At 71.2% G+C, this 17,128-nt stretch carries 12 protein-coding genes and 1 pseudogene; 3 read left to right on the top strand and 10 right to left on the bottom strand.

Annotated features, from left to right (window positions below):
• Positions 1 to 16 precede the first annotated feature (16 nt).
• Genes gnd through tkt form a run of 6 tightly spaced genes read right to left on the bottom strand, consistent with a single transcriptional unit; the run spans position 17 to position 8,321 of the window.
• Positions 17 to 895 carry a phosphogluconate dehydrogenase (NAD(+)-dependent, decarboxylating) gene (gnd, locus tag ACZ4SF_RS11545; protein WP_468381582.1) on the bottom strand — a complete coding sequence of 293 codons (879 nt, stop codon included), beginning with the start codon at positions 893 to 895 and terminating at the stop codon, positions 17 to 19.
• 1 nt (position 896) lies between these two features.
• Entirely contained in the window at positions 897 to 2,549 is a 1,653-nt protein-coding gene (pgi, locus tag ACZ4SF_RS11540; RefSeq protein ID WP_468381579.1) for a glucose-6-phosphate isomerase, read from the bottom strand.
• 1 nt (position 2,550) lies between these two features.
• Positions 2,551 to 3,477, bottom strand: a complete 927-nt coding sequence (opcA, locus tag ACZ4SF_RS11535) for a glucose-6-phosphate dehydrogenase assembly protein OpcA (protein ID WP_468381576.1) — start codon at positions 3,475 to 3,477, stop codon at positions 2,551 to 2,553.
• On the bottom strand, positions 3,474 to 5,060 hold the full coding sequence (zwf, locus tag ACZ4SF_RS11530; protein WP_468381573.1) for a glucose-6-phosphate dehydrogenase: 1,587 nt from the start codon (positions 5,058 to 5,060) through the stop codon (positions 3,474 to 3,476). The genes opcA and zwf overlap by 4 nt, the downstream gene beginning before the upstream one ends.
• The gene (gene tal / locus ACZ4SF_RS11525) at positions 5,060 to 6,202 is read right to left on the bottom strand and encodes a transaldolase (RefSeq protein ID WP_468381570.1); all 1,143 of its coding nucleotides are present in this window, start codon (positions 6,200 to 6,202) and stop codon (positions 5,060 to 5,062) included. The genes zwf and tal overlap by 1 nt, the downstream gene beginning before the upstream one ends.
• Before the next feature lie 43 nt (positions 6,203 to 6,245).
• Positions 6,246 to 8,321 (bottom strand): transketolase, encoded by a 2,076-nt coding sequence (tkt, locus tag ACZ4SF_RS11520; protein WP_468381568.1) that lies wholly within the window; start codon positions 8,319 to 8,321, stop codon positions 6,246 to 6,248.
• Between the two features lie 146 nt (positions 8,322 to 8,467).
• On the opposite strand from tkt, the gene ACZ4SF_RS11515 reads away from it, so the two are divergent.
• On the top strand, positions 8,468 to 9,391 hold the full coding sequence (locus ACZ4SF_RS11515; protein ID WP_468381564.1) for a helix-turn-helix domain-containing protein: 924 nt from the start codon (positions 8,468 to 8,470) through the stop codon (positions 9,389 to 9,391).
• 527 nt (positions 9,392 to 9,918) lie between these two features.
• Here ACZ4SF_RS11515 and ACZ4SF_RS11510 read toward each other — a convergent pair.
• The 3 genes from ACZ4SF_RS11510 to ACZ4SF_RS11500 form a co-directional block, all read right to left on the bottom strand.
• Positions 9,919 to 10,377: a MerR family transcriptional regulator gene (locus ACZ4SF_RS11510; RefSeq protein ID WP_468381561.1), complete on the bottom strand. Its 459-nt coding sequence runs from the start codon at positions 10,375 to 10,377 to the stop codon at positions 9,919 to 9,921.
• Between the two features lie 36 nt (positions 10,378 to 10,413).
• Positions 10,414 to 11,436 (bottom strand): NADP-dependent oxidoreductase, encoded by a 1,023-nt coding sequence (locus ACZ4SF_RS11505; RefSeq protein ID WP_468381559.1) that lies wholly within the window; start codon positions 11,434 to 11,436, stop codon positions 10,414 to 10,416.
• Between the two features lie 82 nt (positions 11,437 to 11,518).
• On the bottom strand, positions 11,519 to 12,913 hold the full coding sequence (locus ACZ4SF_RS11500) for a glycoside hydrolase family 16 protein (RefSeq protein WP_468381556.1): 1,395 nt from the start codon (positions 12,911 to 12,913) through the stop codon (positions 11,519 to 11,521).
• A 412-nt stretch (positions 12,914 to 13,325) separates the two neighbouring features.
• Between ACZ4SF_RS11500 and ACZ4SF_RS11495 the strand changes: the two genes are divergently transcribed.
• Positions 13,326 to 14,693 carry an alkaline phosphatase PhoX gene (locus tag ACZ4SF_RS11495; protein ID WP_468381553.1) on the top strand — a complete coding sequence of 456 codons (1,368 nt, stop codon included), beginning with the start codon at positions 13,326 to 13,328 and terminating at the stop codon, positions 14,691 to 14,693.
• 359 nt (positions 14,694 to 15,052) lie between these two features.
• Here ACZ4SF_RS11495 and ACZ4SF_RS11490 read toward each other — a convergent pair.
• Positions 15,053 to 15,556 (bottom strand): annotated as a pseudogene (locus tag ACZ4SF_RS11490) (DUF4981 domain-containing protein); the annotation flags it as partial.
• A gap of 187 nt (positions 15,557 to 15,743) precedes the next feature.
• Between ACZ4SF_RS11490 and ACZ4SF_RS11485 the strand changes: the two are divergent.
• Positions 15,744 to 17,081: a 6-phospho-beta-glucosidase gene (locus ACZ4SF_RS11485; protein ID WP_468381551.1), complete on the top strand. Its 1,338-nt coding sequence runs from the start codon at positions 15,744 to 15,746 to the stop codon at positions 17,079 to 17,081.
• Positions 17,082 to 17,128 lie beyond the last annotated feature (47 nt).

The raw sequence follows: 17,128 nt of genomic DNA, 5'->3' as shown, positions 1-17,128 counted from the left end.
GTCCCTCACGGGCGGGTCAGTCCTTCTTCTCGACCGCGTGGCCGCCGAACTGGTTGCGCAGCGCGGCGATCATCTTCATCTGTGGCGAGTCGTCCTGGCGGGAGGCGAACCGCGCGAAGAGGGAAGCGGTGATCGCCGGCAGCGGGACCGCGTTGTCGATGGCCGCCTCCACGGTCCAGCGGCCCTCACCGGAGTCCTCCGCGTAGCCGCGCAGCTTCTCCAGGTGCTCGTCGTCGTCCAGGGCGTTGACCGCGAGGTCGAGCAGCCAGGACCGGATGACGGTGCCTTCCTGCCAGGAGCGGAAGACCTCGCGGACGTTGTCCACCGACTTGACCTTCTCCAGCAGTTCCCAGCCCTCGGCGTAGGCCTGCATCATGGCGTACTCGATGCCGTTGTGGACCATCTTCGAGAAGTGCCCGGCACCGACCCGGCCCGCGTGGACGTAGCCGTACGGGCCCTCCGGCTTGAGCGCCTCGAAGACCGGCCGGAGCCGCTCCACATGCTCCTTGTCGCCGCCGACCATGAGCGCGTAGCCGTTCTGCAGGCCCCACACACCGCCGGAGACACCGGCGTCGACGAAGCCGATGCCCTTGATGCCGAGTTCCGCGGCATGCTTCTCGTCGTCCGTCCAGCGGGAGTTGCCGCCGTCGATCACCGTGTCGCCCTCGGACAGCAGGTCCTTGAGCTCGTCGATGACGCCCTGCGTGGCCGTGCCGGCGGGCACCATCACCCACACCTGGCGCGGCGCGTCCAGCTTCTCGACCAGTTCGGCGAGGCTCTTGACGTCGGAGACGTCCGGGTTGCGGTCGTAGCCGATGACGGTGTGGCCGGCGCGGCGGATCCGCTCGCGCATGTTGCCGCCCATCTTGCCGAGACCGATGAGACCGAGCTGCATGTCAGTTCTCCGATGCGTTCTTGAGAGTGCGGTAGGCGGCGACGAGGGCCTTGGTGGACGGGTCGAGACCGGGCACGTCGGCGGCCTCCGTGAGGGCGGGCTCGACGCGCTTGGCGAGGACCTTGCCCAGTTCCACCCCCCACTGGTCGAAGGAGTCGATGTTCCACACCGCGCCCTGCACGAACACCTTGTGCTCGTAGAGCGCGACGAGCTGGCCGAGCACGGACGGGGTCAGCTCGGGGCTGAGGATCGTGGTGGTGGGGTGGTCGCCGCGGAAGGTGCGGTGTGCCACCTGTTCCTCGGCGACACCCTCCGCACGGACCTCCTCCGCCGTCTTGCCGAAGGCGAGCGCCTGGGTCTGCGCGAAGAAGTTGGCCATCAGCAGGTCGTGCTGGGCCTTGAGTTCCTCGCTCAGCTCGCCGATCGGGCGGGCGAAACCGATGAAGTCCGCCGGGATCAGCTTGGTGCCCTGGTGGATCAACTGGTAGTAGGCGTGCTGGCCGTTGGTGCCGGGCGTGCCCCACACGACCGGTCCGGTCTGCCACCGGACGGGGTTGCCGTCGCGCTGCACGGACTTGCCGTTGGACTCCATGTCCAGCTGCTGGAGGTACGCCGTGAACTTCGACAGGTAGTGCGAGTACGGCAGCACCGCGTGGGTCTGGGCGTCGAAGAAGTTGCCGTACCAGATGCCCAGCAGGCCCAGCAGCAAGGGCGCGTTGGCCTCGGCGGGTGCGGTGCGGAAGTGGTCGTCGACGATCCGGAAGCCGTCGAGCAGCTCACGGAAGCGGTCGGGTCCGATGGCGATCATCAGAGACAGGCCGATCGCGGAGTCGTACGAGTAGCGGCCGCCGACCCAGTCCCAGAACTCGAACATGTTGTCCGGGTCGATGCCGAACCCGGTGACCTTCTCGGCGTTCGTGGACAGCGCCACGAAGTGCCTGGCGACCGCCTTCTCGTCGCCGTCGAAGGCCCGCAGTAGCCAGGACCGGGCCGACGTCGCGTTCGTGATCGTCTCGATGGTGGTGAACGTCTTGGACGCCACGATGAACAGGGTCTCCGCCGGGTCCAGGTCCCGGGTGGCCTCGTGCAGGTCGGCGCCGTCCACGTTCGACACGAACCGCAGGGTCAGGTCCCGTGCGGTATAGGGGCGCAGTGCCTCGTAGGCCATCGCCGGGCCGAGGTCGGAACCGCCGATGCCGATGTTGACCACGTTCCGGATGCGCTTGCCGGTGTGACCGGTCCACTCGCCGGAGCGGACCCGGTCGGCGAAGACGGCCATCTTGTCCAGCACGGCGTGCACCTTGGGTACGACGTTCTCGCCGTCGACCTCGATCACCGCGTCCCGCGGCGCGCGCAGCGCGGTGTGCAGCACGGCCCGGTTCTCGGTGACGTTGATCCGCTCACCGCGGAACATGGCGTCCCGCAGCGCGAACACGCCCGTCGCGGCGGCGAGTTCCCGCAGCAGGGCCAGGGTCTCGTCGGTGATCAGCTGCTTGCTGTAGTCGATGTGCAGGTCGCCGACCCGCACGACGTACCGCTCGGCGCGCCCGGGGTCCGCCGCGAACAGCTCGCGCAGGTGCGGACGGACCTGGGCACGGTGGGTGGCCAGGGCCGTCCACTCGGGCCGGTCGGTGAGCTCGGGGAACTCGGCCATCTCAGGCGTTCTCCTTGTGGGCCTCGCCCTGGAGGGCGATGGCGTACATCTCGTCGGCGTCGAGGCGGCGCAGTTCCTCGGCGATGAGTTCGGAGGTCGGGCGGACCTTCAGGGCGAGGGTGCGCGGCGGCTGGCCGGGCAGGGTCAGCGTGGCGAGCGGTCCCTCGGGGCGGTCGATGACGATCTCGCCGTTCGCGGTGCCCAGGCGCACGGCGGTGACGACCGGCCCGGCGGTGACCACGCGGTCCACGGTCACGTTCAGCCGGGCCTCCAGCCAGCGGGCCAGCAGCTCGGCGCTGGGGTTGTCCGCCTCGGCCTCGACCGCCGCCGACGTCACCTTCACCCGGGCCTGGTCCAGGGCGGCGGCCAGCATGGACCGCCACAGCGTGAGCCGGGTCCAGGCGAGGTCGGTGTCGCCGGGCGCGTAGTTGCGGGCGCGGGTCTCCAGGACCTCCATCGGCCGCTCGATCGCGTACAGGTCGGTGATCCGCCGCTGCGCCAGCGCGCCCAAGGGGTCCTTGGACGGGGTGTCGGGCGCGTCCACCGGCCACCACACGACCACCGGGGCGTCCGGCAGCAGCAGCGGCAGGACGACCGAGTCGGCGTGGTCGGACACCTCGCCGTAGGTACGCAGCACGACCGTCTCGCCGGTGCCGGCCTCGGAGCCGACGCGCACCTCGGCGTCCAGCCGCGAGTGGGTGCGGTCGCGCAGGGTGCGGGCGTGTCGCTTGATGACGACCAGGGTGCGCGAGGGGTGCTCGTGCGAGGCCTCCTCGGCCGCCTTGATCGAGTCGTAGGCGTTCTCCTCGTCCGTGACGATGACCATCGTCAGGACCATGCCCACGGCCGGCGTGCCGATGGCGCGGCGGCCCTGCACCAGCGCCTTGTTGATCTTGCTTGCCGTGGTGTCGGTCAGGTCGATCTTCATGGCCTGCGCCAGCTCCGTCCGTCTCGTGCGAGCATCTCGTCGGCTTCCGTCGGTCCCCAGCTGCCCGACGCGTACTGCGCCGGCCTGCCGTGCGCCGCCCAGTACGCCTCGATCGGGTCGAGGATCTTCCAGGACTCTTCCACTTCCTGGTGACGGGGGAACAAATTGGCGTCGCCGAGCAGTACGTCCAGGATGAGCCGCTCGTACGCCTCCGGGCTCGACTCGGTGAACGACTCGCCGTAGGCGAAGTCCATCGACACGTCCCGGATCTCCATCGACGTTCCCGGCACCTTCGACCCGAACCGCACGGTCATGCCCTCGTCCGGCTGGACGCGGATGACGATCGCGTTCTGGCCCAGTTCCTCGGTGGCCGTGGCGTCGAACGGCGAGTGCGGGGCCCGCTTGAAGACCACCGCGATCTCGGTGACCCGGCGGCCCAGCCGCTTGCCGGTGCGCAGGTAGAAGGGGACGCCCGCCCAGCGGCGGTTGTCGATGCCCAGCTTGACCGCGGCGAAGGTGTCGGTCTTCGACGCGGGGTCGATGCCCTCCTCCTCGAGGTAGCCGACGACCTTCTCACCGCCCTGCCAGCCCCCCGCGTACTGGGCGCGCACGGTGTGCCCGCCCAGGTCCTCCGGGAGGCGCACCGACTTGAGCACCTTCAGCTTCTCGGTGAGCAGCGCCTCCGCGTCGAACGCGATCGGCTCCTCCATGGCGGTGAGCGCCATCAGCTGCAGCAGGTGGTTCTGGATGACGTCCCGGGCGGCGCCGATGCCGTCGTAGTAGCCGGCCCGGCCGCCGATGCCGATGTCCTCGGCCATCGTGATCTGGACGTGGTCGACGTACGACCGGTTCCAGATCGGCTCGTACATCTGGTTGGCGAAGCGCAGCGCCAGGATGTTCTGGACGGTCTCCTTGCCGAGGTAGTGGTCGATGCGGAACACCTGGTCCGGGTCGAACACCTCGTGCACGATCGCGTTCAGCTCACGCGCGCTCTCCAGGTCGTGGCCGAACGGCTTCTCGATGACCGCCCGGCGCCAGGCGCCCTGCGGCGGGCTCGCCAGGCCGACCTTCTTCAGCTGCTGCACGACCTTGGGGAAGAACTTCGGCGGCACCGAGAGATAGAAGGCGAAGTTGCCGCCGGTGCCGCGGGAGGAGTCCAGTTCCTCGACGGCGTCCCTCAGCTGTTTGAAGGCGGTGTCGTCGTCGAAGTCGCCGGGAATGAACCGCATGCCTTCGGCGAGCTGCTGCCACACCTCCTCGCGGAACGGGGTGCGCGAGTGCTCGCGGACCGCGTCGTGCACGACCTCGGCGAAGTCCTGGTCCTCCCAGTCCCGGCGGGCGAACCCGACGAGGGAGAACCCCGGCGGCAGCAGACCGCGGTTGGCCAGGTCGTACACGGCCGGCATCAGCTTCTTGCGGGACAGGTCACCGGTCACCCCGAAGATGACCAGGCCCGAGGGCCCGGCGACCCGGGGGAGCCGGCGGTCGCGGGTGTCCCGCAGCGGATTCACCCAGTCGGCGGCCGGGGCCACCGGCACGCGCACCGCCTCGGGTGCCTGGGCGGCGGGGGCGTTCTCGGTCATCAGGCGTCAACTCCCTTGTTCTTCAGGGACGTGGTGACGGCGTCCAGCAGCTCATGCCAGGCCGCCTCGAACTTCGCGACGCCCTCGTCCTCGAGCTGCTGGACGACTTCGTCGTAGGAGATGCCGAGCCGCTCGACGGCGGCGAGGTCGGCGTGTGCCTGTGCGTAGCCGCCGGTCACGGTGTCGCCGGTGATCTCGGCGTGGTCGGCGACGGCGTTCAGGGTGGCCTCCGGCATGGTGTTGACCGTGCCCGGCGCGACCAGCTCGTCCACGTACAGGGTGTCCTTGTACGCGGGATCCTTCACCCCGGTGGACGCCCACAGCGGACGCTGCTTGTTCGCCCGGGCACCGGCGAGGGCCAGCCAGCGTTCGGACGCGAAGACCTCCTTGTACGCCGCGTAGGCCAGGCGGGCGTTGGCGAGGGCGGCGCGGCCCTTGAGGGCCAGGGCCTCGTCGGTGCCGAGGGCGGTCAGCCGCTTGTCGGTCTCGGTGTCCACGCGGGAGACGAAGAAGGACGCCACGGAGTGGATCGTGGACAGGTCGACGCCCCGCTCGCGTGCCTGCTCCAGACCGGTCAGATAGGCGGCCATGACCTCGCGGTAGCGCTCCAGGGAGAAGATCAGGGTCACGTTGACGCTGATGCCGAGGCCGATGACCTCGGTGATCGCCGGGAGGCCCGCCTCGGTCGCCGGGATCTTGATCATCACGTTGGGGCGGTCGACCAGCCAGGCCAGCTGCCTGGCCTCGGCGACGGTCGCCCTGGTGTCGTGGGCCAGACGCGGGTCGACCTCGATGGAGACCCGGCCGTCCCGGCCGCCGGAGCTGTCGTACACGGGACGCAGGACGTCGGCGGCGTCCCGCACATCGGCGGTCGTCATCATCCGTACGGCCTCGTCCACCGTCACACCGCGCACGGCGAGGTCGGTGAGCTGCTCCTCGTAGCCCTCGCCGGAGCCTATGGCGGCCTGGAAGATGGACGGATTGGTGGTGACACCGACGGCGCTTCCGCTCGCCACCAGTTCGGCCAGGCTGCCGGAGGTGATCCGGCCCCGTGACAGGTCGTCCAGCCAGACGGACACACCCTCGTCGGCGAGGCGCTTGAGGGCTCCCGGGGTGGCGATTGCTTCGGTCACAGTGATCATCTTTCTTCGTGCGTCGGGATCGTGCGTCGGGGCGTGGTCGGTGTCAGGCGCGCGCGGCGGTGAGCGACTCGCGGGCGGCGGCGGCGACGTTGTCGGGGGTGAAGCCGAACTCCGCGAACAGGGTCTTCGCGTCGGCGGAGGCACCGAAGTGTTCGAGCGAGACGATGCGTCCCGCGTCACCCACGAACCGGTGCCAGGTCAGACCGATGCCGGCCTCCACGGCGACCCGTGCCTTCACGGCCGGCGGCAGCACCCGCTCGCGGTACTCGCGGGGCTGCTGCTCGAACCACTCCACGGACGGCATCGACACCACCCGGGTGCCGGTCCCCTCGGCCTCCAGCTGCTCTCGCGCGGCCACGGCGAGCTGCACCTCGGAGCCCGTCGCGATGATGATCACCTCCGGGACCTCCGTCGCGGACTCGCGCAGCACATAGCCGCCCTTGGCCGCTCCCTCGTCGGGCGCGTACGTCGGCACGCCCTGGCGGGTGAGCGCGAGCCCGTGCGGGGCGGGGTCGGTGGCGTGCCTCTTCAGGATCTCGGCCCAGACGATCGCGGTCTCGTTGGCGTCCGCCGGGCGGACGACGTTCAGGCCCGGGACGGCGCGCAGCGAGGCGAGGTGCTCGACCGGCTGGTGGGTGGGACCGTCCTCGCCGAGGCCGATGGAGTCGTGCGTCCAGACGTACGTCACCGGCAGCTGCATCAGCGCCGACATGCGCACGGCGTTGCGCATGTAGTCGGAGAAGACGAGGAAGGTGCCGCCGTAGATGCGGGTGTTGCCGTGCAGGGCGATGCCGTTCATCTCCGCGGCCATGGAGAACTCGCGGATGCCGAAGTGGATGGTGCGGCCGTACGGGTCGGCCTCCGGCAGCGGGTTGCCCTCGGGCAGGAAGGAGCTGGCCTTGTCGATGGTGGTGTTGTTCGACCCGGCGAGGTCGGCGGAGCCGCCCCACAGCTCGGGAAGCACGGGACCGAGCGCCTGCAGCACCTTCCCGGATGCGGCGCGGGTGGCGACCGCCTTGCCCTCCTCGAAGACCGGCAGGGCGTCCTCCCAGCCCTCGGGAAGCTCGCCCTTGCTCACGCGGTCGAACAGCTCGGCCCGCTGCGGCTGCGCGGCACGCCACTCGGCGATCCGCTTGTCCCAGGCCGCGTGCGCCTCGGCACCCCGGTCCAGGGCCCGGCGGGTGTGCCGGAGAACCTCGTCGGCGACAGCGAAGGACTGTTCCGGGTCGAAGCCGAGAACGCGCTTGGTGGCGGCGATCTCGTCCTCGCCGAGCGCGGAGCCGTGGGAGGCCTCGGTGTTCTGCGCGTTCGGGGCGGGCCAGGCGATGATCGTGCGCAGCGCGATGATCGAGGGCCGCCCGGTCTCGGCCTGCGCGGCCTTCAGCGCCGCGTACAGGGCCGCGACGTCGATGTCGCCGTCGGCGGTGGGCTCGACGCGCTGGGTGTGCCAGCCGTAGGCCTCGTACCGCTTCAGGACGTCCTCCGAGAAGGCGGTCGCGGTGTCGCCCTCGATGGAGATGTGGTTGTCGTCGTAGAGGAGGACCAGGTTGCCGAGCTTCTGGTGGCCGGCCAGCGAGGACGCCTCGGCGGAGACGCCCTCCTCCAGGTCGCCGTCGGAGACGATCGCCCAGACGGTGTGGTCGAAGGGGGAGGTGCCCTCGGGGGCGTCCGGGTCGAACAGGCCGCGCTCGTACCGGGCGGCCATCGCCATGCCGACGGCGTTGGCGACCCCCTGGCCCAGCGGACCGGTGGTCGTCTCGACACCGGCGGTGTGACCGTACTCGGGGTGCCCCGGCGTCCTGGAGCCATGGGTCCGGAACGCCTTCAGATCGTCCAGGTCCAGTTCATATCCGGCGAGGAAGAGCTGCGTGTAGAGGGTCAGCGAGGTGTGGCCGGGGGAGAGGACGAACCGGTCACGGCCGGTCCACTCGGGGTCGGCCGGGTCGTGAAGCATCACCTTTTGAAAGATCGTGTACGCGGCAGGAGCCAGGCTCATCGCGGTGCCCGGGTGTCCGTTGCCTACCTTCTGCACCGCATCGGCCGCCAGAAGACGGGCCGTGGCCACGGCGCGCCGGTCGAGGTCGGTCCACTCGAAGCCGTCAAACGTCTGCGGAGTCATCTTCAAGAAGTCCTCGTTGAGTGCGGGATGGCTGGCCGGACGCGTTCAAACTTAAAAGTCTGACTTTTTTGAGGAAAGGTCGGGGTGTGTCAGCCTGTGGTGAATCTGGGACAGCGATCGCGGGACAGGGGCGGCACGAAAAGGGCATGACCGACACAACGCAGCAAGCCGCCGGTGGTGAGACCGGCGACGACGGAAACCCGGACCGTGACGGGATAAGAACCTTCCCCTTCCCGGCCGACCTGGCCGTCGGCGGCGTCGGCATGCAGATCGGCCCCATGGGCACCGACCGTGCCTGGCACACCGACGCCCCACTGGACCGTGTCCACCGCATCGACTTCCACGTGGTCATGCTCTTCACCGACGGCCCCGTACGGCACATGATCGACTTCGCCGAGTACGAGGCGACGGCCGGCGACCTGCTGTGGATCCGCCCCGGACAGGTCCACCGCTTCTCCCGCGAGAACGTGTACCGCGGAACCGTCCTGACCATGCAGCCCGGCTTTCTGCCCAGGGCCACCGTCGAGGCCACCGGTCTGTACCGCTACGACCTGCCGCCACTGCTGCACCCCGGCCCGGCCCGGCTCACCGCACTCCAGGCCGCCCTCGAACAACTCCGCCGCGAGTACCAGGACACCGCCACGCTCCCGCTCGGCCTGCACACGGCCGTACTCCGGCACACGCTGACGGCGGTCCTGCTGCGCCTGTCGCATCTCGCGGCCAGTTCCGCGCAGGCCTCCCGGCAGCAGACGGACAGCGCCTTCACCCGCTTCCGGGACGCGGTGGAGCAGGACTTCGCCGCCAACCACAGCGTCAGCGCCTACGCGGACGGTCTCGGCTACTCCCGCCGCACCCTGGTCCGCGCCGTCCGCGCGGCCACCGGCGAGACCCCGAAGGGCTTCATCGACAAACGCGTCGTCCTGGAGGCCAAACGCCTCCTGGCCCACACGGATCTGCCGATCGGCCGTGTCGGAGCGGCCGTGGGCTTCCCCGACGCGGCGAACTTCTCCAAGTTCTTCCACCTGCACACCGGCCAGACCCCGGTGACGTTCCGGGCGGACCTGCGCTAGGGCCTGTCCGGCGGATCATGTGACCTCCTTGCGCTCGTGGCGCTGGGCACGTGCGCAGCGGGCCGGAGGAGATGACCACCGGCCCTTCAGCCATGAGCAGTGGAGGGCATGCAACGTGTTGACCGGTGACACCTTCAGCAGCAGTACATTCGCCATCGAGCTCGGCAAGTTCCAGGTGGAGACCGTCCAGACGTCTCGGGACTCAATCTGGAGCAGGACGTGGTGGAGACCCGGCAGGTCTCGGCGACCGGTGAGCTGATCGTTCGCAAGCAGCCGGGGTCGCGCAGGACCGGCGAGATCACGATCACCCGCGGCATGGACAAGAGCAGTGCCGTTCAGGACGCAGGCCCGCTTCTCCTAGCGGGTTGCCACGGCTCGCAAGTGCTTGATCCGGCTGACGGTCCGTTCGGCTTCGTCGCGGCGCCTGTACCGGTCTTCGCCGAAGCCGACGGGGCGAGCGCCCCTCTTGCCCGCGGCGCCTGCGGTTGGCCCGCTGGTCCTTCGGCTCGGGAATCGTCGGCCGCGGCTCAAGCCGGCTCGGCCTCGCGGCACGGCGGAGCGCCGTGGGGGTGCGGTCCCGGCCCGGTCGTCCGGCCGGCCGGCGCGCCGGCCTGATGCGGCGGCTCGCCCGCCAGCCAGGGCATGCGGCGCACGAGCGTGTCCCGCATCCGGGTCAATGACTCGATCCGGTCCTGGAGTTCGGCCACCCGGCGCGCGCCCAGCTCGTAGTTGGCCGCGCAGGTGGGCGAGTACGCGAAAACCTCCGGCAGATCACTGTCGAGGTACCCGACGAAGGACTTCACGTTCTCCACCGTGAACCCGGAAGCGAGCAGATCACGCACATTGCGCACCCGGGTGACCGCCTCCGGCCCGTACACCCGGTACCCGGCTGCGGTCCGCCCGGGCTCCAGCAGGCCCTGCTCCTCGTAGTAGCGCAGGGTCCGGGTCGTGGTCCCGGTCCGCGCGGCCAGGTCACCGATCAGCATCACAACCGCCCAGGTCGCAGGGAAGGCACACCGTGCTCAACCGCCCAGTCGTATCACGGTCTTCCCGGTGTACCGGCCGCGCACCAGACCGGTCAGCGCCGCCGGGGCGTTCATCAGGCCGTCGATCACCGTCTCGTCGTACACGAGGGAGCCGTCGCGCAGCCAGCGGCGGAACTCCTCCCCGAACTCGGCCGCCCTGTCGAGGTGCTCGCGGACGGTGAAGCCGCGCAGGGTGAGCCGTTTGGCGAGCACGGGCAGCAGATCGCCGGGGACCGGATCGGGCCGGCTCGTGGACTGCCGGTACAGGGCCCCGCAGACGGCGATCCGGCCGTGGTCGTTCATCACCTCCAGTGCGGCCCGTAGTTGCTCGCCGCCCACGTTGTCGAAGTAGACGTCGATCCCGTCGGGCGCCGCCTCGCGCAGCCGGTCGAGGACGGGGCCGTCGTGGTGGTCGAAGGCCGCGTCGAAGCCGAGCCGCTCGGTCAGCCGCGCCACCTTCGCCGCCGATCCCGCGCTGCCGATCACCCGCCCTGCCCCCTTCAGCCGGGCGATCTGCCCGGCCAGGCTCCCCGTGGCCCCAGCCGCGCTGGAGACGAACACGGTGTCGCCGGGCCGGAGCCGGGCCACCTCCATGAGGCCCACATAGGCGACGAGGCCGAAGCCGAGGTGGAGCGACGGACTGGGGTAGGCGTCCCGGTCGACGCGACGGAACTCCCCGGGGCCGGCCACCGCGTACTCCCGCCAGCCCAGCCGGTGCACCACCAGGTCGCCGGGGGAGAGGGCGGGATGCGCGGAGGCCAGCACCTCACCCACCGCGTCTCCGTGCATCGGCTCACCGATCTCGTAGCGCGGCAGGGGAAGCCCGGACCACTCGGCCATCAGCCAGAGCATCCCGGGGTCGAGCGAGAGGAACAGATTGCGTACGAGGACCTCGCCGGACGCCGGCTCGGGTACGGCCACCTCGGTGATCTCGATGTCGCCGGGAGCCGGAAGTCCCTGCGGGCGGGCGGCCAGGCGGGCCTGAAGGCCCGTACGGGGAAGGGGCGGTGTGGTCGTCATGGCGGCGACGCTAGGGGTTGACGTATACGTGAAGGTCAACCCCGCCCGGCTCTGCCGCGCCGCCGCATGGTCTGGACCGCGGTCAGTGCCCGAAGTCGAACCAGTTCACGTTCACGAAGTCGGCCGGCTGGCCGCTGGTGAACGTGAGGTAGACGTCGTGGGTGCCGGTCACCGCGCCGATGTTGGCGGGTACCGTCCGCCAGGACTGCCAGCCCCCGGTGTCGCCGACCGCGAAGCTGCCGATGGGCACATTGCCGCGGCTGTCGAGGCGGACCTCCACCAGCCCGCTGGCCCCGCTCGCCGCGCCGCTCGCGACCCGCGCGTAGAACTGCTTCGCCGCCGCGGACCCGAAGTTCACCCCCTTGTACAGCGCCCAGTCACCGTTGGCGATGTACCCGATGTCCTGTCCTCCGCCCGAGTCCGTGGTGGTCTCGGTGCTGATCCCGGACTGGCCGTCGTAGGACTCGGCCTGGATGGCGCTGTAGGCGTCCCGGTTGCCGGACGGCGGTTCGGTGGGGCCGCCGCCGGCGGACTGCAGGACCTGTACGTAGTCGACGGCCATCGGGTGGCCGGGCTCGGTTCCGCCGTCCGGGCCGCCGCCGAACGCGTCCGGGAAGCCGCCGCCCATCGCGACGTTGAGGATGATGAAGTACCCGTGGTTGGTGGCGTTCGTCCACGTCGTCGCGTCGACCTGGTTCGCCCGCACCGTGTGGAAGTTGACGCCGTCCAGGTAGAAGCGGACCTCCTCCGGGCTGGTCGAGCGGTCCCACTCCATCGCGTAGGTGTGGAAGCCGGTCTGGCAGGAAGTGCCCGTGCACGAGGTGGAGTTGCCGATGCCGGAGGTCTCGTTGCACGGGCCGCCCGGGTTGGTGCCGCAGTGCATCGTGGCCCATTCGGTGTTCAGGCCCTGGACGTTCTCCATGATGTCCAGCTCGCCGACGCCGGGCCAGTTCCAGTAGTTGCCGCGGAACGGCGCACCGAGCATCCAGAACGCCGGCCAGTAGCCCTTGGCGGCGGCGCCGGTGACGTCGGGCATCTGGATCCGGGCCTGCACCCGCAGCTTCCCGCCGGCCGGGGGCTGGAAGTCGGTGCGGTTCGTCTCGATCCGGCCGGAGGTCCAGTGGCCGGAGGCGTCCCGGCGCGGGGTGATCAGCAGGTTGCCGTTGCCGTCCAGCGAGACGTTGCCGGTGCTCGACGTCATGGTCTCGACCTCGCCGGTGCCCCAGTTTGCGGCGCCACCAGGATACGAAGTGCCGGTGTCGTACCGCCAGTCGGCCGTGTTCACGCCCGAGCCGGCCGGACCGTTGAAGTCGTCCGCGAAGACCTGCGTCCAGCCCGGGGGAGGTGTGGGCGCGGAGGCTTCGGCGGGCGTGGTGGCGGTCGTGGCGGCGGCCGCGGCCAGGCCGAGCGTGGCGAGGACGGCGAGGAGGGTGCGCCGCAGCGGGCGGGGTCCGGGTGTGCCGGAGGATGCGGTCATGGGGAGCCTCTCGGTACGAGGTGGACAGGACTGCTGTGAGAGCGCTCCCACACGCGTTTGAGAGCGCTCTCACGGTGCCGTCAATGTGCTCCCCGTGCCTCGGGCCGTCAAGACTTGAAGCAAGTGAACTCCCTGTGCCGCAGGGAAGTTCACCGGCTGAAGCCGCACGTACCGGCTCGGACCCCGCCGCCCGCCGCGGGGTGATCCGGCCGGTCCGAAGCACTGCCGGCGCCGCACGCGGCGCGCGACGGTGATGCGGGGACCGCACGCCGGGCGCGGGACGGCAGGGCGCGCGAAGGAGCACTCCGCGGCGGAGTGACCCGTGTTCCGCGCGTGGTTCCCGCGGCGCGCCGCGGGTGATAGACACGGCGGGGTCACAGTTCCTGTCCGCCAGCAGGAAGGTTGTTGCCGCATGTCTGCAACGCGCCGTCAGGCCCTGTCCCGAGCGGGTGCCGTGGGAGTGGGCATCGCGTTCACCGGGGCCCTGTCCGAGGTCTTCGCGGGCACCGCCGCCGCCCGGGACGAGGGTCATGCGGGCCACGGCCCGCTCCTCCCCGATCCGAACGGCCTGCTCGATCTGCCGAAAGGTTTCCGCTACACCGTGCTGTCCCGCGAGGGCGACCAGCTCCGCTCGGGCGAGGGCCGTGTGCCCTCGAACCACGACGGCATGGCCGCCTTCGCCGGCCGAGGGGGCCGCACCCACCTCGTGCGCAACCACGAGAACCGCGTCACCGCAAAGATCCCGGTCCCGGCCGTCGACGGGCTCACCTACGACCCGGCGGGCAAGGGCGGCTGTACGGCGCTGACACTCGACGCGCACCACCGCGTGCTCTCCGAGCGGGTCGCGATCGCCGGTACGGCCGTCAACTGCGCCGGCGGACGGACCCCCTGGGGCACCTGGCTGACCTGCGAGGAGACCGAGGACAGGGCGGGGACCAACGGCTACACCAAGGACCACGGCTTCATCTTCGAGGTCCACCCCACCGAACCGCACCGCACCGGCGCGGTCCCGCTGACCGCGATGGGCCGCTTCCAGCACGAGGCGATCGCCGTCGACCTGCGCACCGGCGTCGTCTACGAGACGGAGGACGCCTTCGAGAAGCCGTTCGGCCTGTTCTACCGCTTCCTGCCGAACAGGCCGCTGGCCGGCGTCGGTTCGCTGCGCGCGGGCGGCCGGCTCCAGGCGATGCGCGTGCCCGGAGTGCCGGATCTGTCGACGATCCAGGAGACCGGCACCCGCTTCGACGGCATCGAGTGGGTGGACGTCCCCGACCCGTCGGCCGCCTCCACCCCGACCCGGTTCCAGGACTACGGCCCGGGCGGCATCACGCACGCGCAGAAACTGGAGGGCTGCTACTGGGGTGGCAGCTGTGTCTACTTCGTGTCGTCCTTCGCCCGGAGCGCGGACGGCTCGGCGGCCGACCACTACGGCCAGATCTGGCGCTACGACCCGGCGCGCCACCGCCTGACCCTGGTGGTGGTGTTCGGCCCGGACACCGATGTGCGGCTGCCCGGGGAATCCCCGGACAACATCTGCCTCGCTCCCGGCGGCGGCCTGATGGTGTGCGAGGACGGCAACGGTGCACAGCACGTCTTCGGCCTGACCCGCAAGGGTGAGGTGTACCCGATGGCCCGGGGCCGCCAGAACATCGGGACGCCCCAGCAGCCCGAGTGGGGCGAGTTCGCCGGGGTCACCTTCTCCCCCGACGGGGAGACGATGTACGTCAACTGCTACACACCCGGCACCACGTTCGCGGTGACCGGCCCGTGGCGCGGCTGAGGGGGGTTCGCGGAGCCGGCCGGGCGGTGGGCCGTGACGAGCCATGAGGTGCTGGGCAGGCGGACGGGGCGGCCGGCTGCGCGGCAGCGACGGCTGCGGCCCGTGGTCGCAGCCCCGCTCGAGCCGGACGCCGAGCAGGTGCCCGGGGTCGAGCAGGTACCCGGGGTCGAGCACACCCCGCCGGCGCGCAGGCCCGCCATCCCCGTGCGGTAGCCGTACCGGGTGACCCGCACGCGGGTACGCGGGGCCGGGCAGCGCGGTCGCTCTCAGGAAGCCGCGGCGCCCGGCACCGGCCTGTGCGGCCTCGCCCCGGGCAGGATCACGCGACGTGCACACGGTTGCTCCGTGAGGTGACGGGGAGGCTGCGCTGCCGCCGCCCGCAGTCGGATCCGCGGGGCACACACCGGGGTACCGCGCGGCGCCCACGGCTGGTCCTCGGCCGTCACCACGCGCAGCGTCAGCCAGACCGCACCGCCGTCCTCAGGCAGCGCCAGACCCAGGGGTACGGCCGCGGTCTCGCCCGGCCGCAGGTCCGGCAGCGCGGCCGGCGCGGTCAGCGTGCGGCCGTCGGCCAGGGCCAGCTCCCAGGTGCCCGCGAGCCAGCCGAGGCCGCGGGCAGGCTGGAGGTTGGTGACCACGACGCCCTCGTGCCGGTGGCACCGGATGCGGACCGCGGCCGCGGCCTCCCGCGGTGTGAAGTCACCGCCGTGCACCCGGCGTCGGCCGGGCGCGGCGACACCGTTGTCGTCCTGCCCGGTGCCCACGGGCCCGGCCGGTCGTCCGTCGCTCACGCGCTGCAGGATTCCGCGGTCCCAGAACTCCCGGATGAAGCCGCCCTGAAGACCCGGGGTGGACTCGATGGCGCGCAGTGGTGTGCGGGCGGGCGTTCCGCGGGGCCGGGGACACGGCCCCAGGGCGAGGAGCCGGCCGAGCGGGGACCCGGTCGCGGCGGGTGACAAGGTGGTACCGCTCGCCGGCCCCGCCGGGTTCCCCGGCGCGGGCATGGTGAGGGTCTGCGAAGAAGGGAGCACGCGTGAGGAAGGGTGCGGCGTGAAGCTGACGATTCTGGGCGGCGGCGGGTTCCGGGTACCGCTGGTCCACGGTGCCCTGTTGACCGACCACGCCGAAGGGCGGGTCACCGAGGTCGTGCTGCACGACCTGGACGAGCGCCGGCTGCATGCGGTGACCCGGGTCCTGTCGGAGCAGGCCGCCGGTATCCCCGGCGCACCCCGGGTGACCGCCACCACCGATCTGGACGAGGCCCTGCGCGGGGCACGCTTCGTCTTCTCGGCGATCCGCGTCGGCGGCCTGGAGGGCAGGGCGAACGACGAACGGGTCGCGATCGCGGAAGGGGTGCTCGGCCAGGAGACCGTCGGTGCCGGCGGGATCGCCTACGGACTGCGCACCGTGCCGGTCGCCGTCGACATCGCCCGGCGGGTGGCCCGACTCGCCCCCGACGCCTGGGTCATCAACTTCACCAACCCGGCCGGCCTGGTCACCGAGGCCATGTCCCGCCACCTGGGCGACCGCGTCATCGGCATCTGCGACTCGCCGGCCGGCCTCGGCCGCCGTGTCGCGCGCGTGCTCGGCGCCGACCCCGAGGAGGCCTACATCGACTACGTCGGCCTCAACCACCTCGGCTGGGTGCGCGGCCTGCGGGTCGCCGGACGCGACGAGCTACCCCGTCTGCTCGCCGACCCCGCGCTCCTCGGCTCCTTCGAGGAGGGCCGGCTGTTCGGCGCCGAATGGCTGCAGTCGCTCGGCGCGATCCCCAACGAGTACCTGCACTACTACTACTTCAACCGCGAGACCGTCCACGCCTACCGGAGCGCCCCGCAGACACGCGGCGCCTTCCTGCGCGACCAGCAGGCCCGCTTCTACGCCGAGGCAGCCGACCCCGGGGTCTCGGCCCTGCTCGCCTGGGACCGCACCCGTGCCGAGCGCGAGGCCACCTACATGGCCGAGAACCGGGAGAGCGCCGGCGCCGGAGAGCGCGAGGCCGAGGACCTGTCCGGCGGGTACGAGAAGGTCGCCCTCGCCCTGATGCGGGCCATCGCCCGGGACGAACGCACCACCCTCGTCCTCAATGTCCGCAACCGCTCCACCCTGTCCGTGCTCGACGCCGACGCGGTCATCGAGGTCCCGTGTCTGGTCGACGCGAGCGGTGCCCACCCGCTGGCCGCCGATCCGCTGCCCGGCCATGCCACCGGCCTGGTCTGCTCGGTCAAGGCCGTCGAACGCGAGGTGCTGGCCGCCGCCGAGTCCGGGTCCCGGGCGACCGCGGTGAAGGCCTTCGCGCTGCATCCGCTGGTCGACTCGGTGACCGTGGCCCGCAGGCTGGTGGAGGGCTACACCCGGGTCCATCCGGGCCTGGCGTATCTGAGGTGAGCACGGAGGGCCGCTCCGCCGAGCGGCCCTCCGCCGTACCGCGGGTG

This window comes from Streptomyces sp. NPDC027663, from assembly GCF_055566415.1.
Note: the sequence above shows the minus strand (reverse complement) of the source record. Positions and strands in the feature narration are given on the sequence as shown.